Source organism: Enterovibrio calviensis DSM 14347 (genome assembly GCF_000621165.1).
GTDB classification, from domain to species: Bacteria; Pseudomonadota; Gammaproteobacteria; order Enterobacterales; family Vibrionaceae; genus Enterovibrio; species Enterovibrio calviensis.
Genome location: NZ_KK211217.1, coordinates 1 through 25,663, shown reverse-complemented (window position 1 = coordinate 25,663; position 25,663 = coordinate 1). Strand labels below are relative to the sequence as shown.

The window sequence follows — 25,663 nt, the reverse complement described above, 5'->3', positions numbered from 1 at the left end:
TTTTTTTCCGCGTGCTGGAGGCACCAACGTCAGTTATGCAGTTGTTTAAAAAAATGACGACAAGTCTTTTAGTCGCCTCTCTTTCACTATCATCCCCTGTGATGGCAACCAGTTACAGCAGTCTGCCCGACATTGGGACGGCCGCAGCTGGCACTTTGTCAGTCGAAAAAGAAATTGAATACGGTAAGGCTTACATGCGCATACTGCGTGGCAGTCAGCCGATCGTTAACGACCCTCTTCTTTCCGAGTATATTTCATCGCTAGGTGCAACATTAGTTGCAAATGCGAACGATGTTAAAACGCCGTTTGAGTTCATCTTAATTCGCAATCGTGACATTAATGCGTTTGCATTCTTCGGTGGACACGTTGCTCTTCATACTGGCCTTTTCCTTCATGCTCAAAGTGAAAGTGAACTGGCATCGGTCGTTGCTCACGAGATCGCACACTTAACCCAACGACACCTCGCGCGAGCAATGGAAGATCAAGCAAAGCAAACGCCATTGACGACAGCGGCCTTAGTTGGGTCTTTGTTACTGGCCATTGCCGCCCCACAGGCGGGTATCGCTGCCGCACAAGCAACAACGGCAGCATCCATCCAAAGCCGAATCAACTACACACGCAGTAACGAAAAAGAAGCTGATCGCGTCGGCATCGAAACCTTGTCGCGTTCAGGGTTTGATGTGAATGCGATGCCGCGTTTCTTCACGCGCTTATCTGACCAATATCGCTTTGCTTCTAAGCCGCCTCAGTTTTTGCTGACGCACCCCATGCCAGATTCGCGCATTACGGATTCACGTGCGCGCGCTCAGCAGTATCCGCAAAAAACCGTGCCTTACTCACCAGAATATCAACTAGCAAGGTCTCGTGTGATAGCGCGATATGCTGGCTTGGATCACGCCGCCGCGTTGGATGGATTTAACCGTGAATTGAGAAAGGCATCGCCTGCTCAAGCGCAATCCATCAACTACGGCAAGGCTTTGATCTACATTGACAGTCGTCAGTTTGAGAAAGCGGGGAAACTGCTAGCCCCACTCATCAAGGCGCAGCCTAACAATCGTTTTTTCCTTGATGCCATGACCGATTTGGACGTGAGTCAGAAGCATTTCGACCAAGCAGTGAAACGCCTAGACCAAGCGCTAGAGAGTCAGCCTAATAACCCGGTGCTGTTATTGAACCGAGATTATGTGTTGATCAATGCAGAAAGATACAAAGAAGCGACAACGGGTCTCACACGATACACTCATCGTTTCCCGAATGATGTTAATGGCTGGTCTCTTCTCCAAGAAGCCTTCGATAAACAAGGGGTTCGCCATGGCGCTTTGGCCGCACAAGGTGAACTGTATGCCTTGCAAGGGCGCTGGCACAAAGCCATTCACAATTACACACAAGCTAGCCAGTTGGTTGAGCTTGGCAGTCTTGATCAAGCTCGCTACGATGCACGTATTGATCAGCTGAGGGTGGAAGAAGCGCGTTTCAGCGCACTTCAACGCTAACAAAAGGCATTAAATCTAAGCCAAGATGCTTTTATGCATATCTTGGCTTGGGAAATGACAACATAAACTGCGGCAAATAACGCAGTACAAGGAGCTTTCATGTCAGTCACCATTTACCACAACTCTCGTTGCTCAAAGAGTCGCCAAACCTTGGCGCTGCTTACAGAGCGTGGCATTGAGCCAGAAATTGTGGCCTATTTAGATACCCCTCCTTCGATAGACACCATCAAGACATTGCTTTCTCAGCTTGGTTTTGAGTCGCCACGTGAAATGATGCGCACCAAGGAAGACATCTACAAAGAACTCAACCTTGGCGACAGCTCTGTCACTGACGAACAGTTAATCGTCGCCATGGCAGCAAATCCAAAACTGATTGAGCGCCCTATCGTAGTAGCCAATGGTAAAGCGGCAATGGGTCGCCCCCCTGAAAATGTGCTCGATATTCTCTAATGACAGAGATATTGGTGCTCTACTACAGCCGCCACGGGGGCACAAAAAAAATGGCTCGCCTGCTGGCAAGAGGCATTGAGTCATCCGGTGCGATTGCAAGGCTGCGTACGGTACCTGAGTTAATGTTCGCAGGGGAAGCCACCGACGTTTCCGCGACCACGGCTAACCCCGACGATCCCTATGTCACGCTGGACGATCTGAAGGCCTGCCATGGCATGGCATTGGGCAGCCCGGTGCGTTTCGGTAATATGGCGGCACCGCTGAAACATTTTATCGACAGCACCAGCAAAGCATGGCTTGAGGGGACATTAATCGGTAAGCCAGCAATGGTATTTAACTCAGGCTCAATGTTGCACGGTGGGCAAGAAACCACGTTGCAGTCCATGATGTTGCCACTGCTACACCATGGCATGGTCATTGTTGGACTTCCCCATTCAGAACCAGCATTGCACACGACGTCAGGTGGCGGCTCTCCATATGGCCCTTCACACGTTAGCGTTGAAGGTCACCGTCAACCTGATAATGACGAAAAAAGTCTCGCTATCGCAGCAGGCAAAAGACTCGCGGACATTGCAACGAAGCTTCGACATTGATCCCAAGAGACAGAAATAAGACTTAGATAAAAGGAGTTATCCCGTTGTTCTCTTCTACTTCTCGCCTTAGGGCTGTAGCGCTTTCTTCTTACCTAGCCCTGTTTGGCTGGGTGGCGTTGTGGCATGGCATTTTGTCGCCACATATCCATGTAAACCCTTATGGTGTCACCATCGCTTGGTTATTGCCGCTACTTTTGCCGTTAAAAGGGATCATTACGGGTAAGCCTTATACACATGCGTGGGCGAACTTCATTTTGATGCTCTACTTCACTCATGCATTAACGATCTTGTGGATTGACCAAGGAGAGCGTTGGCTTGCCCTCGTCGAATTGGTACTGACTTCGATTTCATTTGTCAGCAACATCTATTTCGCGAAACGAAAAGGGCAAGAAATGGGGTTGGGTCTTAAGAAACTTTCCCAAGTAGAACGCGAAGAGAAAGCACGATTTGAAAAATAAGCGATAGCCTCTGATACTGACAACTATTGCTCAGAGACAAAAAAAGCAGGTGGATTCACCTGCTTTTCTTTTTGTATAAACGTCGACTATTTCAGGCTTAACCCACCCATTGGTAGGTCAATGTCGATGTGTCAGTATGAGTTACCTGAGGCGCTTCAATCAAAGCGGGTTCCTCAATAACAGGAACAATAACACCGTCGATAGTCTCTTGTGATTCGCCATTAACACCGACTGGTTGTGTTGGTGCCGGTGTTGGTGTTGGTAGCGTTTCAACAACTGGCTCTGGTAATACTTCAACACGACGAAGACGACGGTCAGACATCATTTCATTGTGGAAGATTTCTTCATTGGCCAATAGGCTGATGCGAAACGTCGCAGTGCCTGATTCAATGGACGCTAATCGAAGAGATGCAACCGAGTTAAGTCCTTTTAGCGTGCGCTCAACCACAAAGAAATCTTCAGCATCGTTCAAGCCCGTAATGGTTAACGCCGTCGCATTGCTATCAGCAACACCAAGATTAATCGCTAAGCGTTCAGCGTAATAGTTAGAGATATCATCAACCATTGTTGCAAATGCTTGTGCTGGCGCACCCGATACTTGCCCCTCTATTGGCGCATCGCCACCAATATTTGCCGCATTGGGAAATAACTGCCAACTCAAACGATTATTACGAACTTTGACAACGGCAACACCGGTCGGGTTATAACGCGTACTCGCTTGAGAAATTGGCCCAGTGAATCCCCCCCAAAGATCAGGAATGGAAATCGCAACCACATCGTCAAAGTCGCCCACTGGCATCAGAACGGGCAAACCTCGTCGCTCTCCTTCCGCTTTGAGAGTCGTAATCAAGTCAGAACCAGACTGTTCCCACACCACATTGCGCTGTGATGCGCTGTCTTCCACCAGCCAAAACAGCACTTCAGGACGCGGCAGCCCCCAATATGGCACTTGTGCTTGTGTTAGTAGTGTTCTGATTTTTGCATCATCAAATGCCAAAACTAAGCTGCGTAGCCCTTCTGATTCTCCGTACCCCAACTGCGTAATATATTGGTTTACCGAAGGAAGCGCTTTTTGAATCACTGGGTTTTCGCCCACATTGGACTGACCCGACATACGAACCAGCACATCAACAAACGCTTTTTGTTTCGCGGTTTGCTCTGTCGCGGTATCACTATCATCCAGCACAACTTCCGTACTGAACAACGCAGAAGCCATTGCACTGGTTTGCCCTAGTGCTAACGCCAAAACGAAAAAGAATATTCGTAACATATATTTGCCAGACAACTCGAATGTTAAACGTTGATCATAAATTGAAGCCACACTGTCAGCAATGGCAAAACACCGAATTTGAGCGATATAACCAAGCGACACTATTCAATGAGCCACATATGATCAATTCGTCGCCACATATCCATCCCCATCGACAGAAAAAGTATAAACCTCACAAACACATTTCATAGACCACAAGCTTCAAAGAAAGTTAGAAATGACTGTGTAACTCGTCGACAAGACAGCATCAATCACTGCAAAGCGCCTACTTTTAGTGGTAGTATCCGCCGATTTTTTCATTTCAGAAGGAGCGTCATGATGCAATTCTTATTAGGGGCACAAATGCTATTTGTTGCCTTCGGCGCGTTGGTGTTGGTTCCGCTGTTAACCGGACTCGACCCTAACGTTGCTCTCTTCGGTGCGGGTGTCGGTACCCTTCTTTTCCAACTAGTTACCAAACGTTCTGTCCCCATTTTCCTTGCCTCTTCTTTTGCCTTTATTGCTCCTATCATGTTCGGTGTTCAAACATGGGGTATTCCAGCCACCATGGGCGGACTCATGGTCGCGGGTTTGGTTTATGTCATTATGGGTGGCATCATCAAAGTACGTGGCGTGGGCTTCATTCACAAACTGCTCCCGCCAGTGGTCGTTGGCCCAGTCATCATGGTCATCGGTCTAGGATTAGCACCCGCTGCGGTTAACATGGCGCTTGGAAAATCTGGCGATGGCGCTTTTCAGCTTGTTGATGGTTCGGTCGCACTTTGGATTTCAGGCGTCTCACTAGTCACCACCATTGCCATGTCTGTGTTTGCAAAAGGCTTCTTTCGACTGGTTCCCATTCTAGCGGGTATTGTATCTGGCTACCTCGTTGCATTGTTCTTTGGCGTGGTCGATTTCTCTCCCGTTCTTAACGCCGCTTGGCTTGCTATGCCTGCATTCACCGCACCAGCTTTCAATATCAATGCCATTTTGTTTATGATCCCGGTGGCGATTGCACCTGCGGTTGAGCACGTTGGCGATATGCTGGCTATTTCAAACGTAACGGGTAAAGACTACCTGAAGAAACCAGGTCTGCACCGCACCATGGCAGGTGACGGCGTGGCAACGATTGCCGCTTCAATGTTCGGTGCGCCACCAAACACCACATACAGTGAAGTGACTGGGGCGGTTATGCTGACTCGCGCATTTAACCCAGCGATCATGACTTGGGCGGCTGTTACTGCGATCATATTGGCCTTTGTTGGTAAGCTTGGCGCCGTGCTGCAAACCATTCCTGTACCGGTTATGGGCGGCATTATGATTTTGCTGTTCGGTTCTATCGCAACCGTTGGTCTTAACACATTGATTAAGAACCAAGTGGACCTTCACAAAGCACGCAACCTGACCATTGTGGCTGTAACACTGGTGTTTGGTATTGGTGGTATGGCGTTTGGTATTGGCGAATTCAGCCTTCAAGGTATCAGCTTGTGCGGTATCGTGGCTATCTTGCTTAACCTCATCCTTCCGCATGACATGGGCGAGACCCACGTTGTCGACAATGCGCAAATGGAAGACTGATTAAGCGAAAAACAAGTACAAAAAAGGCTTCCATGATGGAAGCCTTTCTCATTATTGGTGTTGCAAGTACAACTAAAACTTACTTGGTACCAAAAATCTTATCGCCCGCATCACCCAAGCCAGGCACGATGTAGCCTTTGTCATTGAGTTTTTCATCGATGGCAGCGGTATACAGCTCAACATCTGGGTGCGCCTTCTCTAGCGCTTCAAGACCTTCAGGTGCGGCAACAAGTACCAACACTTTGATGTTGAAACAACCGTTCTCTTTCAATAGATCGATTGTCGCGATCATCGAACCACCAGTCGCCAGCATTGGGTCAACCACCAGCGCCATACGCTCATTGATGTTGCTCGCCAGTTTATGGAAATAAGGCACTGGCTCTAACGTTTCTTCATCGCGGTAAATACCAACCACGCTAATACGTGCACTTGGAATATGCTCAAGCACGCCATCCATCATGCCCAGACCTGCACGGAGGATTGGCACAACCGTGACTTTCTTACCTTTTATCTGATCGACTTCAACAGGGCCATTCCACCCTTCAATTGTCACTTTTTCGGTTTCGAAGTCTGATGTTGCTTCGTACGTCAGCAGGCTGCCAACTTCAGTGGCCAACTCACGGAAACGCTTGGTGCTGATGTCACCTTCACGCATCAAACCGATTTTATGCTTAACCAGCGGGTGCTTAACCTCAACCACTTTCATGACAGACTCCTGCAAAAAAACAAATTAACCGCATTATACACAAGAAATATGGGTGGAATAGTTACAGACAACTAGTTGCGCTTTTTTGCTGCAAATTGCCTGACGCAAACGTTTTCCTTTTTAGAATGGCACTGTTAAAATAGCGCCGCTTTTAAGTCCACAACTCGGTAAGGATCCCCAGTGAGCGATAATAAGTCTTCTCTTAGCTACAAAGATGCAGGTGTAGATATCGATGCAGGTAACGCCCTCGTTGACAGAATCAAAGGTGTAGTTAAGCGCACGCGTCGCCCTGAAGTCATGGGTGGCATCGGTGGCTTTGGCGCACTTTGCGAATTGCCTACAAAATACAAACAACCCGTACTGGTTTCCGGTACTGATGGTGTAGGTACCAAGCTTCGCCTAGCGATGGATCTGAAAAAACACGACACCATTGGTATCGATTTGGTTGCTATGTGCGTGAACGATTTGATTGTTCAAGGTGCAGAGCCTCTCTTCTTCCTTGATTACTATGCAACTGGCAAACTGGATGTTGATACTGCGGCAGATGTTGTCACTGGTATTGGTGAAGGTTGTTTGCAGTCAGGCTGTGCCTTGATCGGCGGTGAGACCGCTGAAATGCCAGGCATGTATGACGGAGAAGACTACGACGTTGCAGGTTTCTGTGTCGGTGTTGTGGAAAAAGAAGACATCATTGACGGCTCTAAAGTCAGTGCTGGAGACGCGATCATCGCTATCGCATCTTCAGGCCCACACTCAAATGGCTACAGCTTGGTTCGTAAGATCATCGAAGTATCAAACGCCGATGTATCCGCAGACCTTGAAGGAAAGCCGTTGGGCGACCACCTTCTAGAACCAACTCGCATTTATGTTAAGCCTGTTCTTAAGATGCTAGAAACCTGCGATGCGCATGCGATTTCTCACATCACTGGCGGCGGTTTCTGGGAAAACATCCCACGCGTTCTGCCTGAAGGCACGAAAGCGGTTATCGATGGAAACAGCTGGGAATGGCCAGCGATTTTCAAATGGCTACAAGAAAACGGCAACGTCACTCAACACGAAATGTACCGCACCTTTAACTGTGGTGTTGGTTTGATCATTGCCCTACCTGCTGAGCAAGCTCAACAAGCTATCGACATTCTTAACCAAGAAGGTGAGAACGCGTGGCTACTTGGCAACATTGCGAATGCATCTGCTGATGAAGAGCAGGTAGAAATCAAGGGGTGATCATGAAAAACGTGGTAGTGCTGGTTTCCGGAAACGGCTCTAACTTGCAAGCCATTATCGATCAATGCCATGGAAATGATGGCATCAAGATAGCAGCGGTAGTGGCAAACAAAGAAGATGCTTACGGACTGACCCGTGCGAAAGAAGCTGGTATTGATGCTGTCGTTGTGAAAAGCAAAGGCATCACAGATCGCAGCGAATATGACGATAAGTTGATGACGGCCATTGATGGTTATCAACCTGATCTTATTGTGCTCGCTGGCTTCATGCGAATATTAACGCCTGAGTTCGTTCAGCATTACCACGGTAAAATGATCAATATTCACCCTTCGTTGCTGCCTAAGTACACGGGCTTGAATACCCACCAGCGTGCCATTGACGCAGGTGACAAAGCGCATGGAACCTCTGTGCACTTTGTGACTGAAGAGCTCGATGGCGGGCCTGTTATTCTTCAAGCTCAAGTGCCTATCTTAGCGCAGGACAATGCCGACACCTTAATGGCAAAGGTTCAAGAGCAAGAGTATCGCATCTATCCCATTGTCATTGAGTGGTTCTGTCAGAACCGCCTCAACATGAGTAATGAAAAAGCATTTCTCGACAGCAATGAACTTGGCCTATCAGGTTATGCGACAGACTAACGCCAATTAAACCTCTCTCATTAATCAATAGAACTGGCTGCCTTCCTATGGACGGCAGCCATTTTTTTACCCATCAAACGACGTGTATTTTTTGATTATATTCAGTTAGTTAAATTTAATATCCCACACGCCAAATCACGCTTCACTCATTGCATCTAGAACTTTGTCTATACTCCTTTTTATTGTTCAAAAAATGAATCATTTGAATCAAATCAAAGGCAACACCTTTGACATAGGGGATATACCAATGCCTATTCAACGAAAGTTTTCACTCATCATCGCCGTGATTGGTCTGATTGTGGGTGTTATCGTTTTTTTCCTCAATTACTCCAACCAAGCAGAGATTACTCGGCTTCAAATTGAGAAAGAAAAAGACGCGATTGGGCAGGAAATGATCGGGCTGATGGAAAGCTCTCATGGATTAGTGATGGATCGCGTCCGAAGCAGTATGAACCTATTGATCAAAGAAGGGAGTTCTCTCGGTGAAGCTGCACTCGGAGAGAAAGTCACGGTCAGTGATCGACAAGCCACCAACATGTATCTGGGCGGCACCAGCCAAGCGAATAATTTCGCACTTGTTGACGGCATTACAGAGATTATGGGCGGTACAGCAACCATCTTTGCTAAGGACAACAACGAATTCGTTCGCATTGCTACCAATGTCATTAAAAATGACAAACGCGCTACGGGAACCATCCTGTCCCCAGGCGGAAAGGTCGACTTAACGATCAGAGACGGGAACGCATATTACGGTAAGATCGATATTCTCGGCGACCCCTACATCACGGCTTACAGCCCGATTCGAGATAACACCAATCAAATTATTGGTATTTGGTATGTCGGCTACTCTGCCGAACTAAGCCACCTCAATCTTGCCATCGAAAACTCGGGGCTGTTGGAGAATGGATTTATCGCGCTGCGCGACAACCAACAACGCATTCGCGCACATTCTAAAGACGTGGGCAGCACAACGATAAACGACGCTCTCGCTGACAACGCAAAAGGTTGGAATATTTCAACCATTCCTTTTGACAAGTGGGGTTACGACGTCGTGCTCGCCTACCCCGAATCAGATGTGACAGCGCTCACTTCGAATGCGGCATGGAGCGCATTCATCACAGTGATGGCAGTCGTGGTGCTTTTTGCCTTGGTTATCGTCGTTACCATGAGACGCATTATTGTGACCCCCCTGAACGAGTTTATCGCCACAATCGATGACATTGCTGAAGGTGAAGGTGATCTCACCAAGCGATTCAATTCAGACCGCAAAGATGAATTTGGTACGATGGCTCGCAGTTTTGACCGCGTATTGGCCAGAATTCAGCACACCATTCAACAAGCATCAACATCATCTCAAGAATTAACCACCGCCTCTCACTCCCTTTCTGATGTGGCTCAACAGTCTTGGGTTGCGATGAGAAAACAAAGCGAACAAACACAAAAAGTGTCGTCGTCCGTTCACCAAATCAACGAAGCGGTGCAAGAAGTCGCTGAAAATGTCAGGGTCGCTACAACCGCTGTCGAAAGCGCAGATGAGCAAGTGCAAACGGGTAGTCGCGTCGTTCAAGAGATGATTCAGAGTATTGAGAATCAACACCAATCAATGACCACATCCACAGATGTGGTGAACGAACTCACCAAAGCGACCGGTGATATTAGCGGGATCTTGGACGTTATTTTGCAGATTGCAGAACAGACCAACTTACTCGCGCTCAATGCCGCTATTGAAGCGGCTCGCGCTGGTGAGCAAGGGCGAGGTTTTGCCGTGGTCGCCGATGAGGTTCGCTCTCTCGCCAGCCGCACACAAGCATCAACAGAAGAGATTCGAGGAATGATTGAGCGCCTGCAATCCGGCTCAAGTCAGATGTCATCGTTGATGGAGAAAAACCGCGATACGGCAATATCAAATTTGGAGATAGCCAAATCTACTGGTGAGTTCTTTAAAAACATTTTGAATGCGGTGCAACAGATCAATGCGGCTAACTCTGGGATCAGTGGCACGGCAAATCAGCAACTCTCTCTTTCAGAAGAGATCACTAACAATGTCTCGCTCATCAACGCTATTAGCGAAGAGAACACTCATCACACTGAAACAGTGAAGAAATCCAGTGCATCACTGGAGTCACTCGCAGGAGATATGACCCAACAGTTAGCTCACTATAAAATATAGATCGCCAGAAAGAGTCATGGATTGATAAAGGGGTCAATGCGCCAACATGGGCATTTACCCCTTCTTATACCCAAGTAACCTGAAGATGCTCGATTTCAGAGGCCATCAGAGTGTTCAATTCAAGGCAAATTCTTGTAGGAATAGTCATTCTATTTCACAGGGATTTAACGATGAAGTGGACGCTCTGAGGGCCTCCCTTCGGGCGAGTTTACTGACGTCATGCTCGGTGTTGTCCCTTTTTAATGGAGCTCACTACATCGGCAAAGTGACGCCTTGATCATAACGTCATTAAAGCTCGCTGAATCCAGCATCTTCGGGTTGTTTGGGTATATCAGCCAGAAAAATCAGCGCGATTACAGGTGATGACTTCACCAAGATGAAACACACAATATTCACCAGGCTGCATTTTGTGCCAGGTTTCATTGTTAGTGAGTGGCTGAGTTGCAATCACAGTCACCACGTCGTTTGGCGTCGTTTCTTCTTGAAAATCGACCGTAACATCTTCATCAATCAAACTAGCTTTGCCAAACGGCGCACGGCGAGTGATCCAATGGAGATTATTGGTGCAATACGCCATGACATAATCACCATCGCTAAACAGCATGTTAAACACACCCAGTTCACGCAATGTGTCACATCGGCTTGCGATAAAACGGAAGACCTCCGTCATGTCTTCAGGCTTTTCTGGGTAATACTGCTCAATTTCATGCAGTAGCCAGCAAAATGCTTTCTCGCTGTCTGTCTCACCAACCGGTTTAAAGTGCCCAGATGGCATATCTTCATAACCTGTCAGCTGACCATTGTGCGCGTACGTCCAATAACGTCCCCAAATCTCACGTGTAAAAGGATGCGTGTTTTCGAGATTCACATCCCCTCGGTTAGCTTGTCGAATATGACTCACTACCGCACAGCTTTTGATGGGGTAACTTTGAACGAGTTCGGCGATTTTAGAGTTACAGCTAGGGTTGGGATCTTTGAATGTGCGAAAGCCTTTGCCTTCGTAAAAGACGATTCCCCAACCATCTCGGTGCGGACCTGTATTGCCACCACGCTGAATCAAACCCGTAAAACTAAAACAAATATCAGTTGGGACATTGGCACTCATGCCAAGAAGTTCACACATGTTCCGTCACACTTTCCTTATCAACGGCGAGAGTTGCTCTTCAGTGAGCAACTCAGCACGGCTTGGGCAATGCCCAATTATTTTTCCATTTCTTTTTCAACAAGCTGGATCAGGATGTGGATGATCTTGATGTGCACTTCCTGAATACGGTCAGCATAACCAAAATGCGGTACACGGATTTCAATGTCCGCCAGTCCTGCCATTTTACCGCCGTCTTTGCCCGTCAACATGATAGATGTCATGCCTTTGGCTTTTGCCGCTTCAATCGCACGAAGAATGTTACCTGAGTTACCCGATGTAGACAGACCAAATAACACATCGCCTTTCATACCGACAGCTTCAAGGTAGCGTGAGAAGACAAACTCATAACCAAAGTCATTACTCACACAAGAGATATGGCTAGGGTCTGAAATCGCAATCGCAGGGTAACCTGGACGGTTTTCGCGGTAGCGACCTGTCAGTTCTTCAGCAAAATGCATCGCGTCACAGTGTGAACCACCGTTACCGCATGACAGCACTTTGCCGCCTGCTTTAAATGAATCCGCCAGATGCTTTGCAGCAGCTTCAATGTTCGCAATATTCTTTTCGTCTTTTAGAAACGCGTCTAGCACGCTTGCAGCTTCAGTCAGCTCAGAGCGAATAAGGTCTTGGTACATGGGCTATTCTCTTTTTTTATGTTGAATGGCATGGGGCAAGCCGCCCAAATTTGTCTTGAGCCAGTGTACCCGTAAACACTGGAAGCTGTCGATATTCCCATGACGGTTGTGATTGTTGAATGAAAACAATTATCTGAAAAATGGATTAGAGCAATTTACCTAATCTGTGAAAGACGGTGCACATTTTTACGGGTCATTGTTTTACATTCTTGCAAAAACCTGCTTACAATTAAGTGGTATGACCTCTTACCAATTTAAGCTGGGTTGATGGAGAAGGAGAACCTGACATGGCAACAACCCTATATCTAATAACGTTCTTAGCAGTGCTTGCGCTTTTAGCGTATCACCGTGCTGGCCTGAAATTGTTCACTGCCGCCGCAGCGACTTTGTTAATAATTGGATCACTCCTTGGCAACGTAGGCCAAATTACGTGGTTAGTTTTCTTTGCCATCGCCATTCCTCTGAATGTGCGTGCTTTTCGTGAAAGCTGGCTGAGCAAACCGGCACTCAAGATGTTTAAAGGTGTCATGCCTGAAATGTCACAAACAGAAAAGGAAGCCATTGATGCTGGCACTGTGTGGTGGGAAGCAGACCTTTTCCGTGGTGCGCCAGATTGGAACAAACTGCATGACATCCCTGCGCCACGCTTGAGTGTTGAAGAGCGCGCTTTCCTTGATGGGCCCGTTAATGAAGTGTGTCGTATAGTCAACGACTACCAAGTGACACACGAACTTGCAGACCTTCCGGAAGACGTATGGCAGTACTTAAAGGACAACAAGTTCTTCGCCATGATTATCAAGAAAGAATATGGTGGGCTTGAGTTTTCTGCTTACGCGCAATCTCTGGTTTTGCAAAAACTGACCGGTGTATCTAGTGTGCTTTCTTCCACCGTTGGTGTTCCAAATAGCTTAGGCCCTGGCGAACTGCTTCAGCATTATGGTACGCGTGATCAAAAAGATTATTACCTGCCTCGATTGGCCAACGGCCTTGAGATTCCATGCTTTGCTCTCACTAGCCCAGAAGCAGGTTCGGATGCAGGATCGATTCCTGACGAAGGTTTCGTTACGAAAGGCATGTGGCAAGGCGAAGAAGTGCTGGGGATGTCGATCACGTGGAACAAACGTTACATCACCCTTGCTCCGGTGGCGACTGTGCTTGGTTTGGCCTTCAAACTAAAAGACCCAGACGGATTGCTTGGCAACGAAACCGACCTCGGCATTACCTGTGCATTAATCCCGACTGACCTCGATGGTGTGGAAATTGGTCGTCGACACTTCCCGCTGAACCTGCCATTCCAAAATGGTCCAACGCGCGGTAACAACATTTTCGTTCCTTTGGACTTTATCATTGGTGGCCCAGAAATGGCTGGTCAAGGCTGGCGTATGCTGGTCGAGTGTCTTTCTGTTGGTCGTGGTATCACGCTGCCTTCTAATTCAACGGGCGGTCTTAAGTCGGCAGCCTTGGCAACGGGTGCTTATGCGCGTATTCGACGCCAATTCAAATTGCCTATTGGTAAAATGGAGGGCATCGAAGAGCCACTGGCACGAATAGGTGGTAATGCGTATGTGATGGATGCGGCTAGTGCATTAACCGTGACTGGTATCGATTTAGGTGAAAAACCTTCAGTTATCTCAGCCATTGTGAAATACCACTGTACTCACCGTGGTCAGCGCAGTGTGATTGATGCCATGGATGTCGTGGGCGGTAAAGGCATTTGTCTAGGGCCGAAGAACTTCTTGGCCCGAGGTTACCAAGGTTCACCGATTGCCATTACGGTTGAAGGCGCGAACATCCTGACACGCTCAATGATCATCTATGGCCAAGGCGCGATTCGTTGCCATCCGTTTGTGTTGACTGAAATGGAAGCGGCATACAACGAAAACGAGCGCGAAGCCCTTAGCTCTTTCGATCAAGCGCTGTTTGGTCACGTTGGCTTTGTGATCAGTAATCTGGTTCGTTCTGTGTGGCTAGGTCTGACTGACGGTCGTACGTCGAATTCACCACGAAAAGACGAAACCGCACGTTACTACCAACAAATGAACCGCTATGCGTCTAACCTCGCGTTGCTATCCGATATTTCGATGGCTGTACTTGGTGGTAACCTAAAACGCAAAGAACGTCTTTCTGCTCGCCTTGGTGATGTATTGAGCCAACTCTACCTCGCTTCTTCAACCATGAAGCGATATGCCGATGAAGGTTATCAGAAAGCCGATATGCCTTTGGTTCATTGGGGCATGCAAGACGCTTTGTATCAAACGGAGACGGCGTTGATTGAGTTTTTGGATAACTTCCCAAGCCGATGGGTAGCGGCGCCACTGCGTGTCCTGCTGTTCCCATTTGGCACTCGTCGCACCAAACCGAATGACCAATTGGACGGCAAGGTTGCTCAAATCTTGCAAACGCCGGGAGAGTCGAGAAGCCGAATTGGTCGTGGTCAGTTCCTCGAAGCCTCAGAGCACAACCCTGTCGGTAAGATTGAAAAAGCCCTACTCGACATTTTGGCGGCTGAGCCTGTCTACAAAAAGGTCTGTGATACAACAGGTCAAAAGCTACCGTTCATGTTCCTCGACAAAGTGGCGCAGATTGGTTTACGTGAAGGCGTGATCACCGACAAAGAAGCGGAGATCCTATGCATCGCAGAAGCGGGTCGATTGGAAACCATCAATGTTGACGACTTTGAATCCGATGAGCTTGCCGCAGCAAGCAAAACCTTAGATAAGGTTATCCATGCAGCATAATCTGAGCATGTGTTAACAAACATGGCATCAAAAAAGGAGAAGCATCGCTTCTCCTTTTTTTGTCTCACTCATACTGTCTACGCTGATGACTATCAAACGCCCTCAAGGCTTTTAAGGCTTAATCGCGGCGTGGTAGTCTCACACGCGGTTTCTCTCTTACCACAAACCACGAGCCACAAGCATCACGCTGCTTTATCAGACCCCTCAGGAGGTGGCGCTTCTAACTCTTCTTCTGTTTCAGCCGCGAGTTTCTTCGCTTTGATTTTACGAATGATAAACCAAGTCAGTATCGCCAAAACAAGCAATAAGATGTTACCGCCAATAATGGTGATCATTGCCATCTTGCGGTCTTCTTCTCGCTGAATCGCTTGAAGTCTTTCCTCTTCAATGCGCGCACGCTCAGCTTCTCTTTCCTCTCGCTCGAGCTTTGCCTTTTCAATGGCTTCGTAGTCTGCCACTGCAAACGTCTGCTCAGGCAAATGGAAAACCAACGAGCGCCCCGATAACTTGTCTGTTCCATAGAGCCAAGCAAACCACTTGTGCTGACCAGGCTCAATAAAGTTATCAATATCGACATTCAGCGCGGTATATTCTTTGCCAGACACGCCTTGATAGACCGACACTTTTCCTTTGGGATCTTTGAATTCAGCATGTGCTGCAATGGAGCCATTTTCGATACTTGCTGAGTCTGACTCCACAAGCAGGTGGTGAGGAAGCGCTTTTTTGCGGCTTTGCTTAAACGTCGCCATTAAAGGCGTTGGGTACACGAGAACCTCTTGTTCTAGTGTACGAAAGAAAACGCCATTTCCAGACGTTACCCGCGCACGGTACTTTCCTGGCGCAGCATTGACGGGCAACTCAACGGTAAAAATGCCATCCCCAGCCACTTCATCCAACCCAGAACCATCATCGATAAATCGTCCCAGAGACATTTCCTGCGGACGCTGATCAACGGGGATGTCATCCACACTCTCCAAGTATTCGGTGAAGGTTACCGTCAATTCGACGCGATCGAGAAAGTCTCGAAGGTTTAGTGGCTCGCCAGCTTGCATTAGGCGTGCAGTGAACTTAAGGGTTTCCCCTTGATAGAGCCGATGAGGGAAGGTATCTACCTTCATGCTCAGCTCCGACAATATGCGTATCTTATTCTCTGGTGTCACTTTACCTATTGCCTGCCACGGCCCAGGCATTGGGTCAAAAATGGATACGATATCCATGTCCGGCTCTTTGTGCCAAGACACGTTGTCAGGGTGACGCCATTCATACAGCTTGGTGCCATCAGGTTGCACAAGAACAACGGGCTTGCTTGGGTTCTTGCGATAGATAACAAACGCTACCTGAGTGATGGTGGAATCGATACGAAAACGGTTATTCAATAATCGAATGTCACGATCAGATGTCTGCTCCGCTGCGGCACTGAATACCGTCAGCAACGCAAGCAGCACGCCAAACCATCCCATTTTCATATCATCTCCTGTTACCGCCAGAGACAGCTGCCGTTTTTCGCAATAACGTCCAGCTGCGCTTCATGTTCTATTAGTTCATCGGCAGAGGCATGGATGATCTTTAGTTTTTTTGTTCCCACTTCAACACGTCGGATTGATTCATCATTGGTATCTTGTCCATTTGAATCCGTTCCACTGAAGGACAAGGTTGTTTGCCCACCCGTCATTAATAGATAAACGTCGGCGAGTATCTCGGCATCCAACAATGCGCCGTGCAGTGTTCGGTGCGAGTTATCTATACCATAACGATCACAGAGCACATCGAGGTTGTTGCGCTTGCCAGGGAAGATCTTCCTTGCCATCGCAAGGGTATCGGTGATTTTACAATAGTCTTCAGTTTTGCCGATGCTCGGATCAACGGTTTGGAACTCGTGATCCATAAAGCTGACGTCAAAGGGCGCATTATGCGCGACCAGTTCAGCCCCTTTAATGAACGCCAGAAATTCTTCATGAATAGCAGCGTATTCCGGCTTACCCACCAAAAACTCATCGGTAATACCGTGAACGGAGATAGCCTCAGGGTCTATCTCGCGATCTGGCTTGATATACACGTGAAAGTGTCGCCCCGTTAGCTTGCGGTTAACAATTTCAACGGCACCAATTTCAATAATTTTATGGCCTTCATAAACAGGGCCACCTTCACGGTTCATACCCGTGGTTTCTGTATCGAGAACGATTATTCTGTCGTAACTGGCTTTCATGGCGTCACTTATGTCAGACTTGGCGATTAATTTAAATAGATACTAACAAATATGGTCAAGCAGGTAGAAATTTTCACTGATGGATCTTGCCTCGGCAATCCTGGACCTGGCGGTTATGGCGTGGTTTTACGCTATAAGCAACATGAAAAAGAGATGAGCGAAGGCTTTGAACTCACCACAAACAACCGCATGGAGTTACTTGCTGCCATCATGGGCCTTGCTAGCCTCAAAGAGCCATGCTCAGTAGTACTAACCACGGATAGTCAGTACGTACGCCAAGGCATTACGCAGTGGATTCACAATTGGAAAAAACGAGGCTGGAAAACAGCTGATAAAAAGCCAGTGAAGAATGCAGATCTGTGGCAAAAGCTCGACACGGAATCTCAGCGCCACACCATCGATTGGCAATGGGTAAAAGGTCACGCTGGCCACCCTGAAAATGAACGTTGTGACGAACTCGCTCGTGCAGGTGCTGAAAAACCAACGCAACCGGATACAGGCTACAAACCCAACGAGTAATTCACGCCAATATCAAGCGCACAGCGCTATGCTTGTCGCCGACACCTTCTCGCATTCAAACGTCGCCAGATCCGGTTCTATAATTCACACTGACTGGCGATAAGCGTTTTCGCATTTTCCACTCGGGTTTAATCGGCTTCAATGGATAGGTTCGTTTTCTCGCCACAATGAAATAGAGCGATCCCATTGCTGGCAACAGACCTGAACATGCATTTTCAAACCAAACCCCGCAGGTTCGGTGTTGTGTCGCAGGGACCAAACCAAAACACGACATTTCCATGATCTCGTAATTCAGCAACCCCAACCAATCACGCACACGAAGTGGACTGAACATTCTTCCATTCCACGGCAGTTTATTCTTACGCCACGGAATTAAGCGTCCGATCCCCATCAAGCTACTCGGGTTGACACCAGAAAGTACCAAATAGCCATCATCGATCATCACTCTATCAATTTCGCGTAATAATCGATGGGGGTCGCCAGAGTAATCTAGCTGGTTCGCGAGAATGCAAACGTCAAAAGCTTTATCAACAAACGGAAGTTGGTAGCCGTCTGCTTCGACATTTCGCAATGGGTTTAACTTATCAATGCAGACTTGATGTTGGATGTTACAATGCCCGCTGGTTAACTCGCAGCTTAAGCCGCCCAGTTTCAGCATGTGGTAACCAAAAAATCGAGGAAGCCATTCGTCGAGCCGAGTCTGAATATGAGAGCACGCCCATTCACCATGAGCGAATTGTTCCCATGTATACGGGTATTCCAATGGACGTTGACTGCGTGCTGGCTTCATAGAGTATTTGAGTTATAGCTGGAGAGTGAAAATGCTATCGATATCAAGCATACCCGCATTCAATGACAATTACATCTGGCTACTAAAAAATGATGACAATCATTGTGTTGTTGTTGATCCCGGCGATGCAAAGCCTGTGCTCGCATTTCTGGCTGAGCATGAGCTTATCTTAGACGCAATATTGCTAACTCACCATCACGCTGACCACGTGGGTGGTGTCAATGCGTTAACATCTGTTTATGCTGGTGCCACCGTTTATGGCCCGTCAACCGCACGATTCTCACAAGTCACTCATCCTCTTGAGGACAACGCATCATTTTCTTTGCTTAACACGCCATTCACCGTTTTACATGTCCCGGGACATACTGTTGACCACATTGCTTATCATACCGAAGGTATGCTGTTTTGCGGTGATACTTTGTTTTCTGGTGGATGTGGTCGCCTTTTTGAAGGCTCGCCTTCTCAGATGCATTCATCTTTAATGCGCCTAGCCACTTTTCCTGATGAAACTTTGGTGTTTTGCACGCACGAATACACACAATCAAACTTGAAATTTGCTCAAGTGGTTGAACCCAGTAATACTGCGCTTGGTGAGTATGTACTCACTGTTAACGATTTACGAGCCATCAATCAAATGACATTGCCGTCGACGATTGGTCGCGAAAAGAGCATTAATCCATTTTTGCGCGTGAATCACGCTTCAGTCAAAGAAGCGGTGAAACATACTGCGACGGACAGCTCTGATGTTGAAACATTTGCAGCGCTCAGACGTTGGAAAGATGAATTTTGACGCAAGTCACTTGTAAGCAAACGGTCAGGCCGATTATCATCACCGGCCATTTTTTGAAAGGTTAATCTATTAATGAAGTTCCGTTACGTATTAGTGGGATCGATGTTTCTCGCAGGATGCCAATTAACAGGGCAAGATGACGTCGCAACAACGACTAATACGCCAGACCAACAGGAAACCTTGCAAGCCAAGGAAGCTGCAACGAACCAACAAGCTGAGACGCTTGAACCTAAGGTTGAGGCACCTGTGATTACTCCGCAAAATCAGGAGGATGTCTGGAATCGGATTGCCATGCAAATGGACATGCCTGTACCCGAAAACGAACGAGTTAAATACTACCGTAGTTGGTACTTAAAGCACCCTCAGCACCTCCACACTGTCTCTAAACGTGCAGAGCCGTTTCTTCATCTGATCACTGAAAAAGTGGAAGAGCGCGGTATTCCGCTAGAAATTGCATTGCTTCCCGTGGTCGAAAGTTCTTTTGACCAATTTGCATATTCACATGGGCGCGCAGCAGGTTTGTGGCAATTTGTACCGGAAACAGGTCGCCGCTTCGGACTTGAGCAAAACTGGTGGTATGACGGTCGTCGAGACGTTGTGGCGTCAACCGACGCAGCATTAGACTTATTGGAGTATCTCCACAAGAAATTTGATGGTGATTGGCTCCATGCGCTTGCAGCCTACAACACTGGCGAAGGGCGTGTTTTCCGTGCAATTCGCAAGAACAAAGCAGCAGGTAAACCTACCGATTTTTGGTCATTGTCTTTACCCAAAGAAACCAGTGGTTATGTACCTAAGCTGATTGCCGTTGCTGATGTGGTTAAAAACAAAGAAAAATACGGTTTGGTGCTACCGGCAATTGCGAACCAGCCGGTACTCGAAGTCGTCGAACCGAATGTTCAGATGGATTTGGCGCTTGCCGCTAGCTATGCGGGACTCTCATTGTCTAAGTTACAAAGCCTAAATCCAGCGTATAACCACTGGGCAACCGCACCTGACGGAAACAACCAGCTTTTATTGCCAAAAGCCAACGTGGAACAATTCACGACTAACCTTGCTGAGAATAACAATCAAGGCATTAAGGTCACCCGCTATAAAGTCAAAGGCGGCGACTCATTAGGCTTGATTGCGCAGCGACACAATACAACAGTAAAAGTGATTCAACGTGCAAATAGCATCAGAGGAACCAATATACGTGTTGGCCAACATTTGCTGATCCCTGTTGCACTGAAAGATGAGAGCCAATATTCACTGAGCGCACCTCAACGTCTTGCAAAAATGACAAGCAAAAAACGCGGGGATGTAAAGCTAACTCACAAGGTTACTAAAGGGGATAGTTTTTGGACAATCTCTCGGAAGCATGGTGTCTCACATAGCGAGCTAGCCCGCTGGAATGGTATGAGCCCGAAAGACCCACTGCGTATCGGTCAAGATTTGGTTGTGTGGAAAAAAGCGGAAGAAGGTGCTCGTATTCGCACTATCTTTTACAAAATCCGCGAGGGAGACTCGCTGAGTGGCATTGCTTCTCGATATAAGGTCTCTGTAACCGATCTGATTAAGTGGAACTCATTGAAGAAGAACGCTTATATTCAGCCAGGGCAACAATTGAAACTGTATATTGATGTAACAAAAGTCAGCGCGTAGCTTCAATTTTTCTGATAGATAAAAAGGGCCTTGTATTCCACAATGCCCTTTTTTGATCCAAAGAATCACATGACCATTGGATGACGCTTCATCATCCTAATCCCTTCACGTTTGAAACAGTCAACCAATGGGTTCTCTGCCATGTCAGCGCGCCATACAAACGACAGCGAACGTGCCATTTTCAGTTCAGGGACGTTCAGTGCTACAAGCTTGCCGCTTTCAATATAGGGTTCAACATCGAGATAAGGGAGACACGTCAAGTAAGAGCCATTCGCGACTAGGCTCCGAATTACGGGCACATGTTCGTACTCACGCCAAACATCAAGGTCTTCAATATGGTGGCAAATTGAGCTTTCAAACGCCGTTCTCGTGCCTGATCCTTGCTCTCGCAGCACCCACTTAGCTTGTTCTAACTGCGCGATGCTAACTTGATCATGACGAGAAAACGGATGATGGGAGGAAGCGACAATAGTGAGGTGGTCATTGCACCAAGGTTCTTGATGTAGGCGATTATCATCACAACGTCCTTCTATAATCCCGAGATCATAACGATAATCGAGCACACCAGAAATGACGGAACTCGTGCTATGAACGCCTAAGGAAATTCGAATTTCTGGAAAGTCATTATCAATAATACTGATAAGGTCTGGCACGAGATGTTCCGCAGGCGTTTGGCTGGCTCCCAGTCGAATTTCGCCACTAAGCAAGTGCTGCTCGTAGATCCCCATTTCTATCTGTTTTGCGTCTCGCAAAAGGCGTTTTGCCTTAGGTCTTAGCCAACTCCCCCAGTGCGTAAGAATCAACCCCTTGCCTTTGCGTTCAAACAACGGCCGTCCTAGCATTTTTTCCAGCTGAGACAATGACATGCTGGTTGCTGATTGAGTCAGCGACAGTATTTCAGCGGCTTGGCTAACACTACCTGTGTCCGCCACAGTATCAAAAACTGCAAGCTGTTTGAGCGAATATCGCATCGTCTTTTTCTCCCTAAAAAACCAACCGAAATAACCTATTTTTTTATTATGTATTCATTGTACAGAGCGCCGAAAAATCATCAATAAATCTGAAGACAATTCAAAGAATTATCAATTGTACTTGATACTGCTCACTCCATTACGCTGATTAGGAAGTCGGGCATTTAGCCAAACACAACAAAAGGAAAACACATGGATATTCTTTGGGAGGAGCAGTAATGACAACAGCCTACTCTGAACACGAGTTCGTCTCAGTCAAAGGGTTCTCGGCATCAGAAATGATGAATGAAGCAGAACGCTATGCCTTAAAAAAAATCAGTAAAAAGAGTGGCGCAACACTGAGCCTTGCAACGCTAGCCGGCGCATTTATCGGGCTCGCATTTCTTTTCTACATTACGGTGACAACCGGCAACGACAGTACGAGTTGGGGTGTAAATCGCTTAATTGGCGGCTTTGCATTCAGTATGGGACTGATACTGATTGTGATTTTTGAAGGCGAACTGTTTACCAGTACGGTTCTGTCGAGCATTTCATGGGCAAACAATCAGGTGGGTACACGCAAATTGCTTTCCACTTGGGGCAAGGTCTATGTAGGCAACTTCTTGGGTGCAACGCTACTTGTTGTCATGGTTACCGCTGCAGGCTTATACCAACTTGATGGCGGGCAGTGGGGGCTCAATGCGCTCAACATTGCACAACACAAGTTACATCATACTTGGCTCGAAGCTTTTACATTGGGTGTGCTGTGTAACATTCTGGTCTGTACTGCAATTTGGCTGACCTTTTGTTCTGCTAACCCTATCGTCAAAGCCGTGATGACCATGCTCCCAGTCGCCATGTTTGTATCAAGTGGGTTCGAACATAGCATTGCCAATATGTTTATGGTGCCTCTGGGTATCGTCATTACTCACTTCTCACCAGACACATTCTGGTTAGGGCTTGGAACAAACGCAGCGAGTTATTCCGACCTCACTATCAATAACTTTTTAATCAACAACCTTATCCCAGTCACTCTCGGCAATATTGTCGGCGGCGCTGTGCTTGTAGGGCTCGCCAACTGGGGAATTTACCGTAAACAGATGCAACAACCTGACATGCTGAGCGTTAACACGCCAGTTGACATTAAAAAAGCGACTAAGGACTCTGCCATGATGAACAATGTGAAAGTAAAAGACCTAATGAACAAAAGCCCTATCGTCCTGAAAGCAAGCGACCGCACGGCTGACGCCATTGATACCTTGCTTTCAAATTGCCTGACTGGCGCACCAGTATGCAATGAACAACAGCAAGTCGTGGGCTTCTTCTCCGTGCACGATGCGATGGTCAACCTTTGGTGTGAAGACTACCTGCCAAACACGAACTCTCTGGTCGGCGAGTTAATGAGCGACGAAGTGACTGCGCTTAATGCCAACGAAAGTTTGATTGATGTTGCGGAGTTTCTAGTGATGGACAAAGAAAAAGTGTTCCCTGTATCTCCAATGGGTATTGCAACTAGCTTTTCTACCTTGTCACTGAAAGAACGCGTCAAAGAAGCAAAAGTGAGCAAACCACATATCATGCCGGTGATTACGGATGGACGATTGGTCGGTGTTATTTCGCGCTCTGACATCATTCAAGCACTAAGGCCGCTCTATGAGAATGAGCCACAAAGCCTGATGGAAAGAGTCAGTTAAGAAATGAAGGGACAGCCTACAAGCTGTCCCTTTCGTCATGTAGCATAAAGACAAAAGATGCTTCAATAAACGCATGATCAGAGGCTGACGTAGACTGCGAGGAGGATGCTTTAAGTTCGACGCCTCGATAAAACAGATGGTCAAGCGCATGCCCAAAGACCTTCAATCGCTCATCTCTTCTAAATTCAACCTCAGCCAAACCAAGGTGATGAAGCTCTTCGCTGACGAGTTCGAGCCGCTCATCACTCCATGTGTTCAAATCCCCTGCAACAATTAGAGGGCCATCAAGCCCGCTTGCGGCTTGCACCAGCGCCCGTAATTGCGCCCGATACTCATCAGTGCCAAAAGTGAAATTAATGCTGTGGATATTAACCACAGAGAGTGATTCGCCGTTTGAGAGAGCAAACTGACTATACAGCGCACTCTTCGGCAATCGTAAATACGGCTCAACTTTTGTGTACGCGCAGACTCTCTTCGGTATCGCATCTGAAAGTGTCATGACCCCGGCAATCTCTCCATTTACAGCGAAAGCATAAGCCTGATTACTGTGCCAACCTTCACGTTCGATATACTGGGACAACCTAGGTTTACTTTGTGCTTCCTGCAATAAAATCAACGCATTCCTTTTCGATAACGTTGAAAGCTCAGTATCCCAGCCATCTAACTGCTGCTTATAAATATTCCATACCGCGACATTGAGAGGCACTCCCGTGTCGATAATCGTCGGTGATGCATAATCACGGCACTTCACCTTCTTGTCTCCGGAAGCAAGACTCGCTTCAGCAGGAACATCAACCATGAAGTACACAGCAGCACATCCGACAAGCAGCAATAGCGCAAAAATAACAACCCAGCGTTGCTTAAATTGGCTCATAAGAAAGCTCATTATCTAATATATTGATGGGTGTAAATCCGCTACAAAACGACGCGAAAAAATCATAGTAAGTGACATGTCCACCTGTTCTCAACATTGTCAATCAACGTAGCAAGTCACTTCAATCGGGGTAATAAATAGGCACCCAGTAAGGCATATTACATTGAACATATCAGATTAAAAAATCACGCTGGCTACTAGAGTAAGTTGATATTCAAACAATTTGGCGTTCTTGCATTAATCAATGGCATATCCGTTATAGAACATTCACATAACAGCACCTACACACCTTACCAAAAGCAAGAGATACCAACATCAAAGAGAAGCTCTTCATAGAGTCTAAAATGTGACAGGTGTGAGTTCGTCTAAAGCTGGCATACAAAAAAGCGCTAGCATTTCTTCGCTACGCACAGTCTAGTGCCTTAAATGTGGCAGCGGTGGACAAAGCTAGCATTCGAGAGATTTATCCAAGGCCAGCATTCTGACTAACGGTGTGATTTTGAAATAACGCATACGAAAAAGGCTCTAGCATTTCTGCTAGAGCCTTAAATGTGGCAGGGGTGGAGAGATTCGAACTCCCAACACGCGGATTTGGAATCCGCTGCTCTGCCAATTGGAGCTACACCCCTATAGTTATTTTAAAGACTTAACTCTGTCTGAATAAATGGCGGAGCGGACGGGACTCGAACCCGCGACCCCCGGCGTGACAGGCCGGTATTCTAACCAACTGAACTACCGCTCCACACGGTGATAAACAGTGTCCTGCCTATCCGATACATGTCGTTCAATACACGTATCTAATCTTTTTGCCTTCATCTTTTCCTGAAAAAGATGAAAACGAATTTGAAGCCTGGCGATGTCCTACTCTCACATGGGGAGACCCCACACTACCATCGGCGCTGTTACGTTTCACTACTGAGTTCGGCATGGAGTCAGGTGGGTCCATAACGCTATGGTCGCCAAGCAAATCTTGTTGTGTTTCCCGCATTCGCGAAAAACTAAAATCTGGGAAAATTCTGACTAGCTTCTCTTACACATTCAATGTTCTTATTTGAGTCCGCTAAAACCCCTTGGGTGTTGTATGGTTAAGCCTCACGGGCAATTAGTATCAGTTAGCTCA

Annotated in this window: 22 protein-coding genes, 2 tRNA genes and 1 rRNA gene; 13 read left to right on the top strand and 12 right to left on the bottom strand. The window is 47.2% G+C overall.

Translation table 11 applies throughout. The features are described from left to right. Positions 1 to 35 precede the first annotated feature (35 nt). The 4 genes from bepA to Q365_RS0118255 all read left to right on the top strand — a co-directional run bounded on the left by bepA (position 36) and on the right by Q365_RS0118255 (position 2,994). A complete protein-coding gene (gene bepA / locus Q365_RS0118270; protein WP_028024690.1) occupies positions 36 to 1,493 on the top strand; it encodes a beta-barrel assembly-enhancing protease in 1,458 nt (485 codons plus the stop codon). Between the two features lie 99 nt (positions 1,494 to 1,592). Further along, positions 1,593 to 1,943 carry an arsenate reductase (glutaredoxin) gene (gene arsC, locus Q365_RS0118265; RefSeq protein ID WP_028024689.1) on the top strand — a complete coding sequence of 117 codons (351 nt, stop codon included), beginning with the start codon at positions 1,593 to 1,595 and terminating at the stop codon, positions 1,941 to 1,943. Further along, a complete protein-coding gene (wrbA, locus tag Q365_RS0118260) occupies positions 1,943 to 2,536 on the top strand; it encodes an NAD(P)H:quinone oxidoreductase (protein ID WP_028024688.1) in 594 nt (197 codons plus the stop codon). The genes arsC and wrbA overlap by 1 nt, the downstream gene beginning before the upstream one ends. A gap of 44 nt (positions 2,537 to 2,580) precedes the next feature. Then, a complete protein-coding gene (locus tag Q365_RS0118255) occupies positions 2,581 to 2,994 on the top strand; it encodes a DUF2069 domain-containing protein (protein ID WP_028024687.1) in 414 nt (137 codons plus the stop codon). 97 nt (positions 2,995 to 3,091) lie between these two features. Here the strand turns inward: Q365_RS0118255 and Q365_RS0118250 are convergent, their stop codons facing one another. Then, the gene (locus Q365_RS0118250; protein ID WP_245621576.1) at positions 3,092 to 4,264 is read right to left on the bottom strand and encodes a DUF2066 domain-containing protein; all 1,173 of its coding nucleotides are present in this window, start codon (positions 4,262 to 4,264) and stop codon (positions 3,092 to 3,094) included. 315 nt (positions 4,265 to 4,579) lie between these two features. On the opposite strand from Q365_RS0118250, the gene Q365_RS0118245 reads away from it, so the two are divergent. Further along, positions 4,580 to 5,821 carry a uracil-xanthine permease family protein gene (locus tag Q365_RS0118245; RefSeq protein ID WP_028024685.1) on the top strand — a complete coding sequence of 414 codons (1,242 nt, stop codon included), beginning with the start codon at positions 4,580 to 4,582 and terminating at the stop codon, positions 5,819 to 5,821. 79 nt (positions 5,822 to 5,900) lie between these two features. On the opposite strand, the gene upp is transcribed toward Q365_RS0118245, so the two are convergent. Further along, positions 5,901 to 6,527 carry a uracil phosphoribosyltransferase gene (gene upp, locus Q365_RS0118240; protein WP_028024684.1) on the bottom strand — a complete coding sequence of 209 codons (627 nt, stop codon included), beginning with the start codon at positions 6,525 to 6,527 and terminating at the stop codon, positions 5,901 to 5,903. Positions 6,528 to 6,707: 180 nt separating this feature from the next. Here upp and purM point away from each other — a divergent pair, with 180 nt between their 5' ends. The 3 genes from purM to Q365_RS0118225 all read left to right on the top strand — a co-directional run bounded on the left by purM (position 6,708) and on the right by Q365_RS0118225 (position 10,559). Next, positions 6,708 to 7,751 (top strand): phosphoribosylformylglycinamidine cyclo-ligase, encoded by a 1,044-nt coding sequence (gene purM, locus Q365_RS0118235; protein WP_028024683.1) that lies wholly within the window; start codon positions 6,708 to 6,710, stop codon positions 7,749 to 7,751. Positions 7,752 to 7,753: 2 nt separating this feature from the next. Beyond that, the gene (purN, locus tag Q365_RS0118230; protein WP_028024682.1) at positions 7,754 to 8,389 is read left to right on the top strand and encodes a phosphoribosylglycinamide formyltransferase; all 636 of its coding nucleotides are present in this window, start codon (positions 7,754 to 7,756) and stop codon (positions 8,387 to 8,389) included. A 247-nt stretch (positions 8,390 to 8,636) separates the two neighbouring features. Further along, the gene (locus Q365_RS0118225; protein ID WP_028024681.1) at positions 8,637 to 10,559 is read left to right on the top strand and encodes a methyl-accepting chemotaxis protein; all 1,923 of its coding nucleotides are present in this window, start codon (positions 8,637 to 8,639) and stop codon (positions 10,557 to 10,559) included. Between the two features lie 331 nt (positions 10,560 to 10,890). Here the strand turns inward: Q365_RS0118225 and Q365_RS0118220 are convergent, their stop codons facing one another. Together Q365_RS0118220 and lpcA are read right to left on the bottom strand one after the other, a co-directional pair. Further along, the gene (locus Q365_RS0118220) at positions 10,891 to 11,682 is read right to left on the bottom strand and encodes a class II glutamine amidotransferase (RefSeq protein ID WP_028024680.1); all 792 of its coding nucleotides are present in this window, start codon (positions 11,680 to 11,682) and stop codon (positions 10,891 to 10,893) included. A gap of 77 nt (positions 11,683 to 11,759) precedes the next feature. Next, on the bottom strand, positions 11,760 to 12,338 hold the full coding sequence (gene lpcA / locus Q365_RS0118215) for a D-sedoheptulose 7-phosphate isomerase (RefSeq protein WP_028024679.1): 579 nt from the start codon (positions 12,336 to 12,338) through the stop codon (positions 11,760 to 11,762). A 287-nt stretch (positions 12,339 to 12,625) separates the two neighbouring features. Between lpcA and fadE the strand changes: the two genes are divergently transcribed. Then, positions 12,626 to 15,076, top strand: a complete 2,451-nt coding sequence (gene fadE / locus Q365_RS0118210) for an acyl-CoA dehydrogenase FadE (protein ID WP_028024678.1) — start codon at positions 12,626 to 12,628, stop codon at positions 15,074 to 15,076. A gap of 182 nt (positions 15,077 to 15,258) precedes the next feature. Here the strand turns inward: fadE and Q365_RS0118205 are convergent, their stop codons facing one another. Together Q365_RS0118205 and dnaQ are read right to left on the bottom strand one after the other, a co-directional pair. Beyond that, positions 15,259 to 16,542, bottom strand: a complete 1,284-nt coding sequence (locus tag Q365_RS0118205) for a TIGR03503 family protein (RefSeq protein ID WP_028024677.1) — start codon at positions 16,540 to 16,542, stop codon at positions 15,259 to 15,261. Between the two features lie 11 nt (positions 16,543 to 16,553). After that, on the bottom strand, positions 16,554 to 17,282 hold the full coding sequence (gene dnaQ / locus Q365_RS0118200; protein ID WP_035025348.1) for a DNA polymerase III subunit epsilon: 729 nt from the start codon (positions 17,280 to 17,282) through the stop codon (positions 16,554 to 16,556). Positions 17,283 to 17,333: 51 nt separating this feature from the next. Between dnaQ and rnhA the strand changes: the two genes are divergently transcribed. Beyond that, positions 17,334 to 17,801 (top strand): ribonuclease HI, encoded by a 468-nt coding sequence (rnhA, locus tag Q365_RS0118195; RefSeq protein ID WP_028024675.1) that lies wholly within the window; start codon positions 17,334 to 17,336, stop codon positions 17,799 to 17,801. A gap of 55 nt (positions 17,802 to 17,856) precedes the next feature. Here rnhA and Q365_RS0118190 read toward each other — a convergent pair whose 3' ends face one another. Next, the gene (locus tag Q365_RS0118190; protein WP_028024674.1) at positions 17,857 to 18,591 is read right to left on the bottom strand and encodes a methyltransferase domain-containing protein; all 735 of its coding nucleotides are present in this window, start codon (positions 18,589 to 18,591) and stop codon (positions 17,857 to 17,859) included. A gap of 31 nt (positions 18,592 to 18,622) precedes the next feature. Between Q365_RS0118190 and gloB the strand changes: the two genes are divergently transcribed. Continuing rightward, the gene (gene gloB / locus Q365_RS0118185) at positions 18,623 to 19,381 is read left to right on the top strand and encodes a hydroxyacylglutathione hydrolase (RefSeq protein ID WP_028024673.1); all 759 of its coding nucleotides are present in this window, start codon (positions 18,623 to 18,625) and stop codon (positions 19,379 to 19,381) included. Between the two features lie 72 nt (positions 19,382 to 19,453). Then, positions 19,454 to 21,025: a lytic transglycosylase gene (locus tag Q365_RS0118180; protein WP_028024672.1), complete on the top strand. Its 1,572-nt coding sequence runs from the start codon at positions 19,454 to 19,456 to the stop codon at positions 21,023 to 21,025. 65 nt (positions 21,026 to 21,090) lie between these two features. Here Q365_RS0118180 and Q365_RS0118175 read toward each other — a convergent pair whose 3' ends face one another. Further along, positions 21,091 to 21,996: a LysR substrate-binding domain-containing protein gene (locus Q365_RS0118175; RefSeq protein ID WP_028024671.1), complete on the bottom strand. Its 906-nt coding sequence runs from the start codon at positions 21,994 to 21,996 to the stop codon at positions 21,091 to 21,093. Between the two features lie 218 nt (positions 21,997 to 22,214). Here Q365_RS0118175 and focA point away from each other — a divergent pair, with 218 nt between their 5' ends. After that, a complete protein-coding gene (focA, locus tag Q365_RS0118170) occupies positions 22,215 to 23,669 on the top strand; it encodes a formate transporter FocA (RefSeq protein ID WP_028024670.1) in 1,455 nt (484 codons plus the stop codon). A gap of 16 nt (positions 23,670 to 23,685) precedes the next feature. Here the strand turns inward: focA and Q365_RS0118165 are convergent, their stop codons facing one another. The 4 genes from Q365_RS0118165 to rrf all read right to left on the bottom strand — a co-directional run bounded on the left by Q365_RS0118165 (position 23,686) and on the right by rrf (position 25,507). After that, a complete protein-coding gene (locus tag Q365_RS0118165) occupies positions 23,686 to 24,543 on the bottom strand; it encodes an endonuclease/exonuclease/phosphatase family protein (protein ID WP_028024669.1) in 858 nt (285 codons plus the stop codon). A 552-nt stretch (positions 24,544 to 25,095) separates the two neighbouring features. Beyond that, a tRNA-Trp gene (locus Q365_RS0118160) sits at positions 25,096 to 25,172 on the bottom strand. Between the two features lie 36 nt (positions 25,173 to 25,208). Beyond that, a tRNA-Asp gene (locus Q365_RS0118155) sits at positions 25,209 to 25,285 on the bottom strand. 106 nt (positions 25,286 to 25,391) lie between these two features. Continuing rightward, a 5S ribosomal RNA gene (gene rrf / locus Q365_RS0118150) occupies positions 25,392 to 25,507 on the bottom strand. Positions 25,508 to 25,663: the final 156 nt, after the last annotated feature.

What these genes read in the sequence shown, in the direction of transcription:
- Q365_RS0118245 (WP_028024685.1), top strand. Translation starts at nt 4,580, where the DNA reads ATGATGCAATTCTTATTAGGGGCACAAATGCTATTTGTTGCCTTCGGC.
- Q365_RS0118175 (WP_028024671.1), bottom strand. Translation starts at nt 21,996, where the DNA reads ATGCGATATTCGCTCAAACAGCTTGCAGTTTTTGATACTGTGGCGGAC.
- Q365_RS0118205 (WP_028024677.1), bottom strand. Translation starts at nt 16,542, where the DNA reads ATGAAAATGGGATGGTTTGGCGTGCTGCTTGCGTTGCTGACGGTATTC.
- focA (WP_028024670.1), top strand. Translation starts at nt 22,215, where the DNA reads ATGACAACAGCCTACTCTGAACACGAGTTCGTCTCAGTCAAAGGGTTC.
- purN (WP_028024682.1), top strand. Translation starts at nt 7,754, where the DNA reads ATGAAAAACGTGGTAGTGCTGGTTTCCGGAAACGGCTCTAACTTGCAA.
- Q365_RS0118190 (WP_028024674.1), bottom strand. Translation starts at nt 18,591, where the DNA reads ATGAAGCCAGCACGCAGTCAACGTCCATTGGAATACCCGTATACATGG.
- wrbA (WP_028024688.1), top strand. Translation starts at nt 1,943, where the DNA reads ATGACAGAGATATTGGTGCTCTACTACAGCCGCCACGGGGGCACAAAA.
- dnaQ (WP_035025348.1), bottom strand. Translation starts at nt 17,282, where the DNA reads ATGAAAGCCAGTTACGACAGAATAATCGTTCTCGATACAGAAACCACG.
- Q365_RS0118220 (WP_028024680.1), bottom strand. Translation starts at nt 11,682, where the DNA reads ATGTGTGAACTTCTTGGCATGAGTGCCAATGTCCCAACTGATATTTGT.
- gloB (WP_028024673.1), top strand. Translation starts at nt 18,623, where the DNA reads ATGCTATCGATATCAAGCATACCCGCATTCAATGACAATTACATCTGG.
- bepA (WP_028024690.1), top strand. Translation starts at nt 36, where the DNA reads ATGCAGTTGTTTAAAAAAATGACGACAAGTCTTTTAGTCGCCTCTCTT.
- arsC (WP_028024689.1), top strand. Translation starts at nt 1,593, where the DNA reads ATGTCAGTCACCATTTACCACAACTCTCGTTGCTCAAAGAGTCGCCAA.
- Q365_RS0118165 (WP_028024669.1), bottom strand. Translation starts at nt 24,543, where the DNA reads ATGAGCCAATTTAAGCAACGCTGGGTTGTTATTTTTGCGCTATTGCTG.
- Q365_RS0118225 (WP_028024681.1), top strand. Translation starts at nt 8,637, where the DNA reads ATGCCTATTCAACGAAAGTTTTCACTCATCATCGCCGTGATTGGTCTG.
- lpcA (WP_028024679.1), bottom strand. Translation starts at nt 12,338, where the DNA reads ATGTACCAAGACCTTATTCGCTCTGAGCTGACTGAAGCTGCAAGCGTG.
- Q365_RS0118180 (WP_028024672.1), top strand. Translation starts at nt 19,454, where the DNA reads ATGAAGTTCCGTTACGTATTAGTGGGATCGATGTTTCTCGCAGGATGC.
- fadE (WP_028024678.1), top strand. Translation starts at nt 12,626, where the DNA reads ATGGCAACAACCCTATATCTAATAACGTTCTTAGCAGTGCTTGCGCTT.
- rnhA (WP_028024675.1), top strand. Translation starts at nt 17,334, where the DNA reads ATGGTCAAGCAGGTAGAAATTTTCACTGATGGATCTTGCCTCGGCAAT.
- upp (WP_028024684.1), bottom strand. Translation starts at nt 6,527, where the DNA reads ATGAAAGTGGTTGAGGTTAAGCACCCGCTGGTTAAGCATAAAATCGGT.
- Q365_RS0118250 (WP_245621576.1), bottom strand. Translation starts at nt 4,264, where the DNA reads ATGTTACGAATATTCTTTTTCGTTTTGGCGTTAGCACTAGGGCAAACC.